Origin of the sequence: Helicobacter cinaedi CCUG 18818 = ATCC BAA-847, assembly GCF_000155475.1 — a bacterium.
Lineage (GTDB): Bacteria > Campylobacterota > Campylobacteria > Campylobacterales > Helicobacteraceae > Helicobacter_C > Helicobacter_C cinaedi.
On record NZ_DS990391.1, the window covers coordinates 629,106 to 642,612 of the forward strand.

9 protein-coding genes and 2 pseudogenes are annotated in these 13,507 nt (G+C 40.2%); 4 read left to right on the plus strand and 7 right to left on the minus strand.

Annotated features, from left to right (window positions below; genetic code table 11):
- Positions 1–41: 41 nt before the first annotated feature.
- Positions 42–1,067 carry a ketol-acid reductoisomerase gene (gene ilvC, locus HCCG_RS03315; RefSeq protein WP_002956007.1) on the minus strand — a complete coding sequence of 342 codons (1,026 nt, stop codon included), beginning with the start codon at positions 1,065–1,067 and terminating at the stop codon, positions 42–44.
- 121 nt (positions 1,068–1,188) lie between these two features.
- Here ilvC and HCCG_RS03320 point away from each other — a divergent pair, with 121 nt between their 5' ends.
- A complete protein-coding gene (locus HCCG_RS03320; RefSeq protein ID WP_002956008.1) occupies positions 1,189–3,906 on the plus strand; it encodes a phosphoenolpyruvate carboxylase in 2,718 nt (905 codons plus the stop codon).
- A gap of 5 nt (positions 3,907–3,911) precedes the next feature.
- On the opposite strand, the gene HCCG_RS03325 is transcribed toward HCCG_RS03320, so the two are convergent.
- Positions 3,912–4,640, minus strand: coding sequence for an ATP-grasp fold amidoligase family protein (locus HCCG_RS03325; protein ID WP_326544423.1), 729 nt, complete (start codon positions 4,638–4,640; stop codon positions 3,912–3,914).
- Here HCCG_RS03325 and HCCG_RS12815 point away from each other — a divergent pair.
- Complete coding sequence (locus tag HCCG_RS12815) at positions 4,582–4,710, plus strand: hypothetical protein (RefSeq protein WP_267891760.1); 129 nt, start codon at positions 4,582–4,584, stop codon at positions 4,708–4,710. The two genes, HCCG_RS03325 and HCCG_RS12815, sit on opposite strands and share 59 nt — an antisense overlap.
- 378 nt (positions 4,711–5,088) lie before the next feature.
- On the opposite strand, the gene HCCG_RS03330 is transcribed toward HCCG_RS12815, so the two are convergent.
- The 5 genes and pseudogenes from HCCG_RS03330 to dnaG form a co-directional block, all read right to left on the minus strand.
- Positions 5,089–5,319, minus strand: coding sequence for a hypothetical protein (locus HCCG_RS03330; protein ID WP_002956011.1), 231 nt, complete (start codon positions 5,317–5,319; stop codon positions 5,089–5,091).
- A 94-nt stretch (positions 5,320–5,413) separates the two neighbouring features.
- Complete coding sequence (gene groL / locus HCCG_RS03335) at positions 5,414–7,057, minus strand: chaperonin GroEL (protein WP_002956012.1); 1,644 nt, start codon at positions 7,055–7,057, stop codon at positions 5,414–5,416.
- A 30-nt stretch (positions 7,058–7,087) separates the two neighbouring features.
- Positions 7,088–7,351: pseudogene (gene groES, locus HCCG_RS03340) on the minus strand (co-chaperone GroES); the annotation flags it as partial.
- A 195-nt stretch (positions 7,352–7,546) separates the two neighbouring features.
- Positions 7,547–8,597 (minus strand): annotated as a pseudogene (locus HCCG_RS03345) (argininosuccinate synthase domain-containing protein).
- Complete coding sequence (gene dnaG, locus HCCG_RS03355) at positions 8,575–10,230, minus strand: DNA primase (RefSeq protein WP_002956015.1); 1,656 nt, start codon at positions 10,228–10,230, stop codon at positions 8,575–8,577. Before dnaG ends, HCCG_RS03345 begins: the two are co-directional and overlap by 23 nt.
- A gap of 243 nt (positions 10,231–10,473) precedes the next feature.
- Here dnaG and HCCG_RS03360 point away from each other — a divergent pair, with 243 nt between their 5' ends.
- The gene (locus tag HCCG_RS03360) at positions 10,474–12,678 is read left to right on the plus strand and encodes an NADP-dependent isocitrate dehydrogenase (protein ID WP_002956017.1); all 2,205 of its coding nucleotides are present in this window, start codon (positions 10,474–10,476) and stop codon (positions 12,676–12,678) included.
- 20 nt (positions 12,679–12,698) lie between these two features.
- Positions 12,699–13,505: a LysE family translocator gene (locus HCCG_RS03365; RefSeq protein WP_002956018.1), complete on the plus strand. Its 807-nt coding sequence runs from the start codon at positions 12,699–12,701 to the stop codon at positions 13,503–13,505.
- Positions 13,506–13,507: the final 2 nt, after the last annotated feature.

Genomic DNA, 13,507 nt, shown 5'->3' on the forward strand with positions numbered 1-13,507 from the left:
GCAATCTTTATGAGCGTGTTCCACAATACGCACATAAAGGGCTAGTTCTTATCCTTATCCACAAGTTTATTTGCGCCAATCCAAGGCATCATCGCCCTTAGCCTACCGCCGACTTTTTCAATCTTGTGAGCGTTTAGATTCTTTCTCTCCGCATTCATTCTAGCATACCCAGCCTTTCGCTCTAAGATAAAGTCTTTAGCAAAGCGACCTTCTTGTATATCTGCTAGAATCTCTTTCATCGCCTTTTTAGATTCTGCGTTTATCACTCTAGGACCACTTACCATATCGCCGTATTCTGCGGTGTTTGAGATAGAGTAGCGCATATTTGCTAAGCCGCCTTCATAGATTAAATCCACAATGAGCTTTAGCTCGTGCAAACACTCAAAATACGCCATCTCTTCAGGGTATCCCGCTTCTACGAGCGTTTCAAACCCCGCTTTTACAAGGCTAGTTACCCCACCGCAAAGCACAGCTTGTTCGCCAAAGAGATCTGTTTCTGTCTCGTCTTTAAAAGTTGTTTCTATAATGCCACTTCTGCCACCGCCAATCGCACTTGCATAGCTTAGGGCAATCGCTTTAGCATCACCCCTACTAGTATCTTGCTCTACTGCGATTAGATCTGGGATTCCACCACCTTTTACAAACTCGCTTCTAACCGTGTGTCCGGGAGCTTTGGGTGCTACCATTATCACGCCTACACCTTTTGGAGCTTGAATCTGCCCGAAATGGATATTAAAGCCGTGTCCAAAGGCGATGATTTTATCTTCACTCAAATTTGGTTTAATATCTTGTGTGAATACATCAGCTTGCAATTCATCTGGGATTAGAATCATAATCACATCGGCTTCTTTTGTCGCCGCAGCTACTTCTAGCACCTTAAAGCCCTTTGCTTCAGCCTTAACCCAGCTAGAGCCGCCCTTATACAGCCCGATGATGACTTCTACGCCTGAATCTCGCAAGTTTTCCGCGTGTGCGTGCCCCTGACTCCCAAAGCCAATCACGGCTACCTTTTTCTTTTGAATAAGTCCTAAATCGCAATCTTTATCGTAATATACTTGTAATGCCATTTCATATTCCTTTCGTGGCAAACCACTTTTAAAGTTTAAGACTCAATTGTAGTTAAAACAAACTTAGTTATAATTAATACCGCAGCAAGTAAGCAAAGCCAAAACTCACAAGGGGGTAAATATGCAACACTCTAGCACGACACATACAATATCACAAGATTCTATAATAGCTCATCACGCACATTCTGCCGCATTACAACCTAGCCAAATGGACTTTGTATCAAGTATGATTTTACAACTCCTTGAAAGCGTGGATAAAGAGCTAAAAGATGCATTTATCGCGATTAAGCACAGCCTTGAAAATGCCGATAACGCTACACTCACACAGACGCTTTCTCACATTTCTAGCCAAGATAAAACACTATCCATTATCAAGGCTTTTACGCTTTATCATATGCTTTTAAATATCATTGAAGAGCTAAATCTAAGCGATTCTGCCACGCTTAATGCCCTGCCCCAAACTTTGCTAGATTTAAAAAATGAAGGCTATGATAAGCAAGATATTCTAAAAGTTTTACAAAATATCGCCTTTTACCCCGTTTTCACCGCTCACCCCACCGAATCTCGCCGCCGCACATTCCTTGAAGCCCATCACAAAATGAGTAAAAACATTAGAGATATTTTTAGCTCTAATGATTCTCAAGCACGATTTGAGCTTCTCTATCGCTTAAATCTATTATGGCACACACATTTGGTAAGAAGCGAAAAAATGGAGATTCTTTTTGAGCTTGATAACCTACTTTATATTATTGAAAGCTCCATTGTAGAATCTGCCACGCAAGTGCTTAGTGATATTCAAACCCTTATAGGTACAAGCTTGAAGCACTCTCCTATTATTCTAGGCAGCTGGGTAGGGGGCGATAGAGACGGGAATCCTTATGTCAGCAATGAGATTATGACAAAGGTGATGAAAACCGCCCATAGAGCGATTATAGAGATGTATATCAAAAAATGTGAAAAACTTATCCGTGAGTTATCGCTTTCAAGTGATTTAAAAGAGCCTAGTGCCGAGCTTTTGCAGTCATTACAATTAGAAAAAGAGCAGCTCCCGAGCACAGAATCCACACTCTATGCCAAGGAGCCTTTCCGTGCGAAGCTCTACCTTATCAAAAAGAAGCTCCAAAACCGCCTTATCGCCATTAACACCACAGATTCTGTGGACTTTACTTATAGCAACTCTAAAGAGCTTTTAGGCGATATTGATATGCTGATACGCTCTTTAGATTCTCTTTCAGCAAGTGGCTTGGTGGAGTTTTATAATCTCGTGCTTTTAGGTGGATTTCATCTTTTAAGGCTTGATTTTAGAGAGCATCGCGATGTGATTTTGAGTGCTACGAGTGAGATTTTTTGCCTGATTGGACTATGTGATAGCGATTTTAAGGATATGAGTGAGCAGAAAAAATACGAGATTCTAAACCTTGCTTTGAGTGCCAAAAAGCTTGATTTAAACACGATATTAGAAGAGCTTTCAGATTCTACAAGGCGGTTTGTGGGAGCGTTTCTAAGAATCGCGTGGGCAAAAAAGCATATTTCGGAATCTATCCTGCAAAGCTTTATTATCTCTATGAGCAGTGAGCCTAGCGATTTGCTCTGTGTGCTGTGGTTTGCTAAACAAAGTGGCTTGTGGAAGCCGGGCAAGAAAAAGGAATCTAAAAAAGGCAGGGCGAAAATCTCCATTGCTCCGCTTTTTGAGACGATTGATGATTTACAACACGCTAAACACACCATCAAAACACTCTATGCTAACGCCCATTATCAGCAATATTTACTTGATAATGACAATATACAAGAAATTATGGTGGGCTATTCGGATTCAAGTAAAGATGGAGGGATTTTTGCAAGTAATTACAATCTCTACTTTGCAATTGCGGATTTAATCAAACTCCAAAATGAGCTACCGCTTACCATCGCCTTTTTCCACGGACGCGGTGGGAGTGTGAGCCGCGGAGGAGGAAGCCTTGAAGAAGCCTTGCTTTCTGCTACTCCACAAAGTGTGTGTGGGGTGCTTAAAACAACGGAACAGGGTGAGATGATAAGTGCGAAATATTTAAATAAAAACATTGCTACAAAAAACCTTTCGAGTACGATAAGTGCGTTACTCAAAAAAAGTATGAATGATACATTTTGCATAGGCGGAGCTTGTGAGATAGACCCGCAGATGATGAAGCTCCTTGAGCCTATCTCACAAGTCTCTTGTGTGGCGTATCGTAAGCTTGTGTATGAAGACAAGGGCTTTATGACATATTTTAAACACGCCACGCCTATTGAATTTATACAGAATCTTAATCTTGGCTCACGCCCTAGCAAACGCAAGGATACACAGAGTGTGGAGGATTTACGCGCTATTCCTTGGGTGTTTGCTTGGACGCAAAATCGCTCCATTCTCCCGGCGTGGTATGGGCTAGGCAGTGCATTAGCCAGCGGGGATAAAAACGCACTCAAAGACTGCTATGCTAACTCGCTATTTTTCAAAACCACGATTGATAATATCTCTCAAGCTTTTTTGAAAGTAGATGTAGAGATAGCTAAGCTATATAATGAGTTTGTGCCAGATAAAACGATAGGGGATAGAATCTGGGAGCTTATCTATACGCAGTATCAGCTGACACTAGAGCATTTGCTCTATCTTAGAGGGGAGAATGCCCTGCTTGATTCTGAAAGTGAGATTAGGGAATCTATCCTGCTACGCAAACCATATTTAAGTGTGCTTAATCTCACGCAGATTGAGCTGATTAAGAAATACCAAACCTGCCATTATCCACAAGCACAAGAGCGACTGATGGAGCAGATTCACGCTACCATTGTAGGCATAGCTCAAGGCTTACGCAACACGGGGTGAAAGGATTATTTCCACATATCCCCAAACTTTTTATCCCATTCTTGTGGTGTGAATCTGCCCGTGCCACCTTCTGGGGTAAAAGTAAGTTCCCCAACCACAATTCTACCTTGGATATTATACAAATCAACTCTTAGATAAGGCGACATTATTAACATACGGGCAATCTCAAGCATAATGTTAAGGTGTTCGGGCTTATTTGGAATGATATTTGGAGGCTGATAAAGATATTTTATCGGCATAACATTCCAATTCTCATCAAAAATACTTCTTGTATGCTCCACAAATCTATCGGTATCCACTTGTATGTATTGTGTTTTACCAAAGCAGTGGATTTTATAATCACTTGGCACTTTAGCTTCCCCATCTGCGTTAGTCTCCAACAACATCTCCTCCACAAAGATTCTAGGCTCTATGTCTTTATAATGCCATTCTCTATAAAGTGTGTAAAAGTTTGTGTTTAAATGTGTTGTGAGTTTAGTCATAGCTTCATTAAAGCTTTTAGAATCTTTTAGAAAAGCAACTTTATCTTTGACTAAGACTACACCACCGCTATCGTGATTTGTCTTTAATACAAAGCTTTGTGGAAGTTTAGAGAAATCAATCTCATCTACACTTTTATAGATTCCATAGAGTTTTGGTAAGTATTGACATTCATTTGTATTAAAGAGTTCTTGTGTGAGTGTGTCAATAGGTTGGAAAAGCAGAGAATCTTTAGCAAGAAGTGAGTTTAGAATCTGTGTTGCTTGGTTAGGTATAGGATTTTGTGGTGTGTTTTGTGTGGTTTCTAGAATCTTGTCATATTGAGTGTGTAAGCACGAAATATCTTTGCTTGAATCTTGTTTGGATTCTAAAGTTTTAGATACTTCACCTAAAGGCTCAGCATGACAAATGGAAGTAGAATTTATGTTTTCATTTTCTTTATATTGTGTTGCTTGTGAAGTTTTATTGCTAGATTCTGTGTTATTTTGATTTGGATTGTAACATTCTTTATTTTGTGTTTGTGGGGAAATAGAAGTTGTTGTGTTTAAAGTAGGATCATTTTGTAAATCTATATTGTTTTGATTTAGGCTATAAGGTTGCCCCCCCCCCCCATAGTATAAGTAGTATTATCCTGTGTATTGTGAGTTGGATTAAAGTGTTGTAATGTGGTGGCAATGTAGATTCTAGCTTTGAGTTTATCTGCTAGGGCTGTATATATTGGATTTCTATCAAACAAGATTCTATGAATGATTTTTTCATTATTTTAAAATCTGGTGTATAGCCAAATATTTTTTTATGTCTTTTTATAAAGTAACTTTCATCATCTAGTTTAGCTAAAGCTTTTTCTTTTAACTTAACACGCATAGGGTGGATAAAGTCTTTATAAAGTGGATTGTTTTTAATAAGCTGTTTGAGTGTAGATTTTATTTGCATAGGGGGACTCCTTCGGGTGTGAAGTTGTGGAATGATATAGACTCTGCCCCATAAGGGAGACAGAATCTTGCAGCCAAAAAAGGGGTTGGGGGGATTACATCATTCCGCCCATACCTCCCATTCCACCCATATCAGGCATTGCAGGGACTGGCTTATCTTCTTTAATCTCATTAATTGTCGCCTCTGTTGTCAAAAGCAGACTTGAGACAGAAACCGCATTTTGCAACGCTATACGAGTAACTTTCAATGGATCAATAATGCCTTCTTTAAACATACTATCCACATGCTCACCCTTACTTGCATCAAAGCCATAGATACCGCCACTACCTTCCACTTCTTGCACTTTATTGACTACCACGCCCGCATCATATCCTGCGTTTGTAGCGATTTGTGCCAATGGAGCTTTAATCGCGCGTTTGATAATATCATAGCCAATCGCCTCATCGCCGCTAAGCTTTAGATTCACTTTCTTAGCCGCATGGATAAGGGCTACACCGCCTCCTGCTACAATGCCTTCTTCAACCGCTGCTTTTGTCGCTGCAAGCGCGTCATCTACGCGATCTTTTTTCTCTTTCATCTCTACTTCACTTGGTGCACCTACCTTAATAACAGCCACACCACCGCTAAGCTTTGCCAAACGCTCTTGGAGTTTTTCTCTATCATAATCACTTGTTGTGTTTTCAATCTCCATTTTGATTTGTGCGATTCTATCTTTGACATCTTTTGCTTTGCCTTTGCCATCAACGATTGTCGTATTATCTTTATCAATCACGATTCTTGCCGCACTTCCTAAATCAGCGATAGTAGCAGCCTCCAGCGTTTTGCCAAGCTCTTCGCTAATCACTTGCCCACCTGTAAGGATAGCAATATCTTGTAGCATTGCCTTTCTTCTATCGCCAAAGCCCGGAGCCTTAACTGCTGATACATTCAGCACACCACGGAGTTTATTGACTACCAAAGTTGTAAGTGCTTCGCCCTCAATATCTTCAGCAATGATAAGAAGTGGTTTGCCACTTTGCATAGTCGCTTCAAGCAAAGGCAAAATCTCTTTCATATTTGAGATTTTTTTATCTGTTAAAAGCACATAGGCATTTTCAAGCTGTGCTGTCATTTTATCTGTATTTGTTACAAAATATGCCGAAAGATAGCCCCTATCAAACTGCATACCCTCAACAACACTTAGCTCATCATTAATACCCTTAGCTTCTTCAACAGTGATGACACCATCTTTGCCGACTTTTTCCATTGCTTCTGCGATAAGTGAGCCAATGTTTTCATCAGAGTTTGCGGAGATTGTCGCTACTTGTGCGATGTCGCTTTTGCCACCAACTTTTTTGCTAATCTTTTTCAGCTCATCAATAATCGCCGCCACCGCCTTATCCATACCGCGTTTTACGGCAATAGGATTAGCCCCAGCTGTAATATTTCTTAAACCCTCTTTGTAAATGCTGTATGCAAGCACGGTTGCCGTAGTCGTCCCATCACCTGCCGCATCAGCGGTTTTACTCGCTACTTCTTTTACAAGCTGTGCACCCATATTTGCAATAGGATCAGCTAGCTCTACTTCTTTTGCCACAGACACGCCATCTTTTGTAATTGTAGGCGCACCATAGCTTTTTTGAATAAGGACATTTCGCCCTTTTGGTCCCATTGTTACCTTAACGGCATCGCTTAACTGCTTAATCCCTTCATACAATTTGTTTCTCGCTGAATCTGAAAAGTGAATTTCTTTTGCCATTTGCTACTCCTTATGTGTGATTTATTTTTCAATAACGCCCAAAATATCTTCTAGCTCTAAAACGATATATTCTTTAGAATCTAGCTTGATTTCAGTGCCTTTATATTTGCCAAACACGATTGTGTCATTCTCTTTCAATGCCTTGTCATCTTTGACTTTCGCACTTACAGCCTTTACAAGACCCATAAGCGGCTTTTCCTTAGCATTATCAGGAATGATAATACCTGAACTTGTCTTTGTATCTTCCTCGAGACGCTCTACAAGCACCCTTTCACCTAGAGGTTTAAACTTCATATCAAACTCCTTGTCATTATAAAATTATCAAAAATTTAGCACTCAATTTTTGAAGTGCGATAATTTTATATTAACTTGTTAAACAAGTCAATACTTTATATAATTTTTATAAAAAAACTTTAGTCTATTAAACTAAATTTAGTTATCATAGATTCTATAAACTATCACTTGTAAATCCCCAATCTCAACATAAAATTAAGAACTTAATAGCAAATATTCCTGTGCTTTTTCCCGTTCAAGCGGTGTGAGTGTATGCACCATAGAGCCGATTTTAACTTGATAGGATTTGTGAGATTCTGTTCTAGCATAGCTTAAGGCAATGCGTCCAGCTAGAATCTTATCTTCCGCACTTGCATTGCTCTCCACAATCCCAAGCGGTCCTACGCAATCAAGCAAAGTAATCTGCTCCATTTGCGGATTTGGCGTGGCAAGTTTAGCATTTTCCTCTTCATTCCTTGCAATGACACATCTCGCACCATTTTCCAGCACGAGATACCGCCCAACCTTTACCATCTCTATATCTTCAAACTGCATTTGACGATGCGAGATGAGATCCTTAATCTTTAACGCCACAGAATCTTGAGTGAGCAGACAGCCACCTCCGGGCTTTTCAAAATACTCAAACCCATACGCCTTAATCATTTCTAGCTGCCTTGTGCGTCCCCGCCCACTCACATCAAGCAATCTCTCTCTATCCACCCAGCCCATTTTTTCAGGGAAACTTGGCTCCAAAAGTTTGGCACTCATAGGACGCAAAAGCAGCTCATCAAGGGTTTGTGGCTTACTCTTATCGCTCCCATCACGGCTTAAGATTCTATCAAATTTAGAATCTAGCCCTATTTTTCGCACAAGAGACCTAACTTGATCTAAGGCTTCCTTGCGTTGGGATTTTGGACGCTGTCCTAGCACCTCACCACTAATGACAAAGTCCGCATTAACCTTAAGTAGATAATCAAAGGCATTGGCAAACATATTGGCGTGGCAATCAATGCAGGGGTTAAAATACTTGCCATAGCCGTATTTTGGCTTAAACAACACATCATTAAAAAAACTGCTGCCTTATATCAAGGACTTGTAGTTTCACATCAATCTGTGCTGTGGCGTTTTGAAAATATTCTAGCTTATCCTTATTCCCGCCAAAGCCGATGTTAAAATGCAGTGCAATCACATCAATGCCTTGATCTTTTAATAGTTTCATAGAGATGAGGCTATCACAACCTCCGCTAAAAAGTGCTAAAGCTAACATAGGGCAATAATTCTCCTTTTTTAAGTTGTAAGATTTTGGTTTTTACTTCCTTGATGAGTGTGCCTTTTTCCTGCAAACTCATCGCTTCAAAACGCGGTATTTGAGACAAAAACTGCGTATAAGCTTGAATAATGAATAATCTCAAATGTTCTTTAAGGGAGGGTAAATCATTTAAAGGCTTAATTTTTTCATTAATGGCAATGGCAATAAGCAGTGGGTGTTCTACCTCTTGTTGCAAAAGCTTGGCAAACTCTTCTCTTTTGTAAGCAAACAACGATATATCAATATATTCTAATGTAAAATCAATCCATCTAGGCTTTTCAAGCAAGGTTTTCACAAGCACAGATTCAGCAATCTCTTGCGTTGGGGCGGTAAAAGCAGGGGGAGTATGCAACACAGGGCGTTTTGAGCCGATAAGATGTGTAGGCAAAGATAGCAAATGTGCGAGTGTGGGCTTATACTCCTCTTGCAACACGGGGCTAAGTGTGTGAATAAACTGCGTAGATTCAGTTAATGCCTTCTCTTTCTCCAAAGGATTATTGAGATCATAACTTTTAGCAATATGGCTTAGGATAAAATCCACAAAACGCATAGGGTTAGCAAACATATCGCTAAGTTCATTTACCTGCTTATTTGCCACCATATCAGCAGGGTCAGCTCCATTAGCAAAAATCACAACACCCCCATCTTTGCCACTTGCGGCTAGAATCTTAGCTGCTTTAAAAGCTGCATTTATCCCTGCCTTATCGCCATCATAGCTTAAAATCACCTTTGGCTCCCCCTTGCTTAAAAGTGGCAAATGATCCTTTGTCAAAGCCGTGCCAAGTGTCGCCACGGCGTAGTCAAACCCCACTTGATGCAACATAATCACATCAAGATACCCCTCACATACAATGATTTTCTTTTGCTTATAAATCTTATCCTTTGCGATGTAGTAGCCATAAAGCAGTTTTGATTTATTAAAAATCTTGCTTTGTGGGGAGTTTATATATTTCGCATTTGCCCCACTCATCGTGCGTCCGCCAAAGCCCACAACCTTGCCACTAGGGGAATGAATGGGAAAAATAATCCTATCGCTAAACCTCGCATACTCCCTTGTAGAATCTTTGCCAATCACGCCATATTCCAAGGCTTCAGCCTTATTCAGCATTTTAGCATTAAGAAATTTGAGCGTTTCAAAGCTCGCCCCACAATAGCCCAAAGCAAACTTTTCAATGCTTGAGTTTGCCACACAGCGAGAGCTAAGATATTCTAACGATGGCTTATGATTTAAGAGATTCTTTTGATAAAAGCGTGCTATCTCATCAAGCAAAGTAAAATCGGGTTTTTTCTCATAGCTCTTTTCGTATTCAAGCGTGAAGTTCATAATCGCTGCGATTTTTTCCACACTCTCTACAAAACTTAGCTTTTCATACTCCATAAGAAACTTTATACTATCACCGCCCACACCGCAGCCATAGCAGTGATAGAATCCTTTTGCTGGGCTCACCACAAAGCTAGGCGTTTTCTCATCGTGGAATGGACAACACGCCACATAATTGCTTCCAACTTTTTTTAACTCCACAACCGAGCCGATAACATCAAGAATATCTATTGTTTGTTTGAGCGTTTCAATGGAATGTTTGCTAATCATTTTAGTGCTTTTCCTTAGAATCTTATAAATGCCAAAATCAGCAAAATTGTATAGAAAAAAGGCTTAGATTCTAAATTTTTTGAGCCAAATTTACAAGGCAAACATAATATCAAGTTATAAAATAAATGCTACCTATCCGCCCTTATCACACCAAAAGTTTAAAAAAATCTTGCCTATTATTCCAAAAATAATGATTTTTGCTATACTAAAGACACTTTTAATTTCACGACAAAAGGACACACAATGAAAATCACTTACACACTCACAGATGAATCCCCAGCCCTAGCGACCTACTCATTTCTGCCTATCGCAAAGGCTTTTCTTAATCACGCAGATATTCAAGTAGAGACTGCTGACATTTCGCTAAGTGCTAGAATCTTAGCGCAATTCCCGGAGAATCTAGCTCTAAATCAACGCGTAGAAGACGCCCTAAGTCAGCTTGGTGAGCTTGTCAAAACGCCAAATGCAAATCTCATTAAAACCCCAAATATCTCCGCTTCAATTCCACAGCTTAAAAACGCCATTAAAGAGCTTCAAGCAAAGGGCTATAATGTGCCAGATTTCCCCGATGAGCCAAGCAACGAGCAAGAAAAGGCAGTGAAAGAGAAATACCAAAAAGTGCTAGGCTCAGCAGTCAATCCTGTTTTACGACAGGGCAATTCCGATCGCCGTAGCACCAATGCGGTCAAATCCTACGCACAGAAAAATCCTTACCGCGTAACACCCTTTGATAAAAACTCAAAAAGCTGTGTGAGCTATATGAAAGAGGGCGATTTCTTTGATAATGAAAAGGCGGTGCTAATCGAATCTCCCACGACTGCTAAGATTATTTTCAAAGATTCTAGCGGGCAAAAGGTGCTAAAAGATGGGCTAAAGCTAGAGGCAAATGAGATTTTGGACGCCACCTTTATGGACGCACAAAAGCTAGGTGAGTTTTACACAGAGCAGATTGAATCTTGCAAAAAGCAAGGCATACTCTTTTCACTGCATTTAAAAGCTACGATGATGAAAGTAAGCGATCCAATCCTTTTTGGCTATGCGGTGAAAGCGTATTTTAAGGAGCTTTTTGATGAGTTTAAGGACGAGCTAGAAGCACTAGGTGTGAATGCCAATAATGGCGTGAATGAGTTGCTTACAAAGATAGAATCTAGCCCCAAAAAAGCGGCAATTCTAGCTAAATACAATGAGATTTTAGAGAGAAGTGCCAAAATTTCCATGGTAAATTCCGACAAAGGCATTACAAATCTACATATCCCAAGCGATGTGATTGTAGATGCCTCAATGCCTGCTATGCTAAAAAATGGTGCGAGATTATGGGATAAAGACGGCAAGGAATGCGATGCGAATGCTGTGATTCCTGATAAAACTTATGCGACTATTTATGAAGCCGTGATTGAAGATTTAAAGGCTAATGGAGTGCTAAACCCCGCTACGCTAGGCAGTGTTAGCAATGTAGGCTTAATGGCGAAAAAAGCCCAAGAATATGGCTCACACGACAAAACCTTTGTAGCCCCAAATGATGGCGAGTTTATTATTGTGGATTCTAATGACACAACTTTGCTTTCTCATAGCGTGAAAAAGGGCGATATTTATCGTGCTAATCAGGCAAAATTTGATGCGGTGCAAAACTGGATTGATTTAGGGATTGAAAGAGCGGATTTGACAGGGGATAAGGCGATTTTCTGGCTTGATGAAAAGAGGGCTAGTAATAAAATTATGATTGATTTAGTCAAAAAAAGGCTACAAGAAAAGGGCAAGGACATAGCTATTTTAGCCCCAAAAGAAGCGTGTTTAGAATCTTTACGCCTTATCCGCGCTGGTAAAAATGCCATCTCTATCACAGGCAATGTTTTGCGTGATTATTTGACTGATCTTTTCCCCATTTTGGAGCTTGGCACAAGTGCGAAAATGCTCTCAGTCGTGCCTATGCTAAATGGTGGGGCGATGTTTGAAACCGGAGCTGGAGGCAGTGCGCCAAAGCAGGTAGAACAGCTTGTGGAAGAAAATCATTTGCGTTGGGATAGCTTGGGCGAGTTTTTAGCCTTGCAAGCAAGCCTAGAGTTTTACGCGCAAAAGCAAAATAGCCCTAAGGCAAAGGTGTTAGCAGACGCGCTAGACTCGGCTACTTCACAATGGCTTGATAACAACAAAGCCCCTTCACGCAAAGTGGGCGAAGATGACAACCGCACAAGCCATTTTTACTTGGCGATGTATTTTGCTAGAGCGTTGGCAAATCAAAGCACAGATTCTAGTATTGCAGCATTCTTTACGCCTATTGCTAATGAGCTAGAATCTAAGCAAGATTCTATTAGGACTGAATTTAACTCCGCTCAAGGTGTGAAAGTAGATCTAGGCGGATATTATAAATTTGATGACAGCAAGGCTGAAAGCGTTATGCGACCAAGCAAGAGCTTTAATGCGGTGATTGAAAGGATTGCTAAAAAATAGTTTTTTTTAGCTAAAAAGCAATGCTAGATTTTACCTTGTTTGGTGCGTATTTGGGTGCTGTTATTACACTCATCATCACGCCCGGACCGGTTGTTGCCCTTGTGCTAAAAAATACGCTAAAAGGGCAAGATTCTAAAAGCAAAAGCACACAAGCCCTAAAGACAATCTGCGGGACAAATCTAGGCTCACTCATACTTATCGCTGTAAGCATTGTGGTGATTTTAGGTGTAGCTAAAGTTTCAGAATCTATGCTTGGGATTGTGAGTATTATGGGCTGTGGCTTTATAATCTATCTTGGCTCTAGCTCACTTTTGGGATTTTTTAAGCAAAGGAAATGTGGAGTTTCAGGACAGCCTTGCCATATTGAGCCTTTTCATATTGAGCGTAGCGAAATATCCCACAAATCTCATCAGGATTCTAAACCCAAAGGCTCTCAAAGCGAAGCCCCTTTAGAAAACGCAGTAAGCGGTAGTGAGCAAGCACGAAAAGCAAACTCCCTTAAAAGCACCAAAAAGACAACGCAAAACAAATATAGCCCTTTCTTACAAGGCTTATTCCTAAGCCTATCAAACCCCAAAGATATTTTATTTTTTATCGCCTTTTTTCCGCAGTTTTTGGGTATAACACACTCCATTTATCTTAGCCTTACAATCCTTACACTATCGTGGATAACCCTTGATTTTAGTTTGCTTCTTCTTATAAGCTACATTTCTCAAAAGATACAACTAGAGCGATTTGAAACACTCATAACAAAGCTTAACGACATCGTGCTTATAATGGTTGGAATCTTTGGTATTGTGTATGGAGTAATATCTTTGCAAAACTAGCA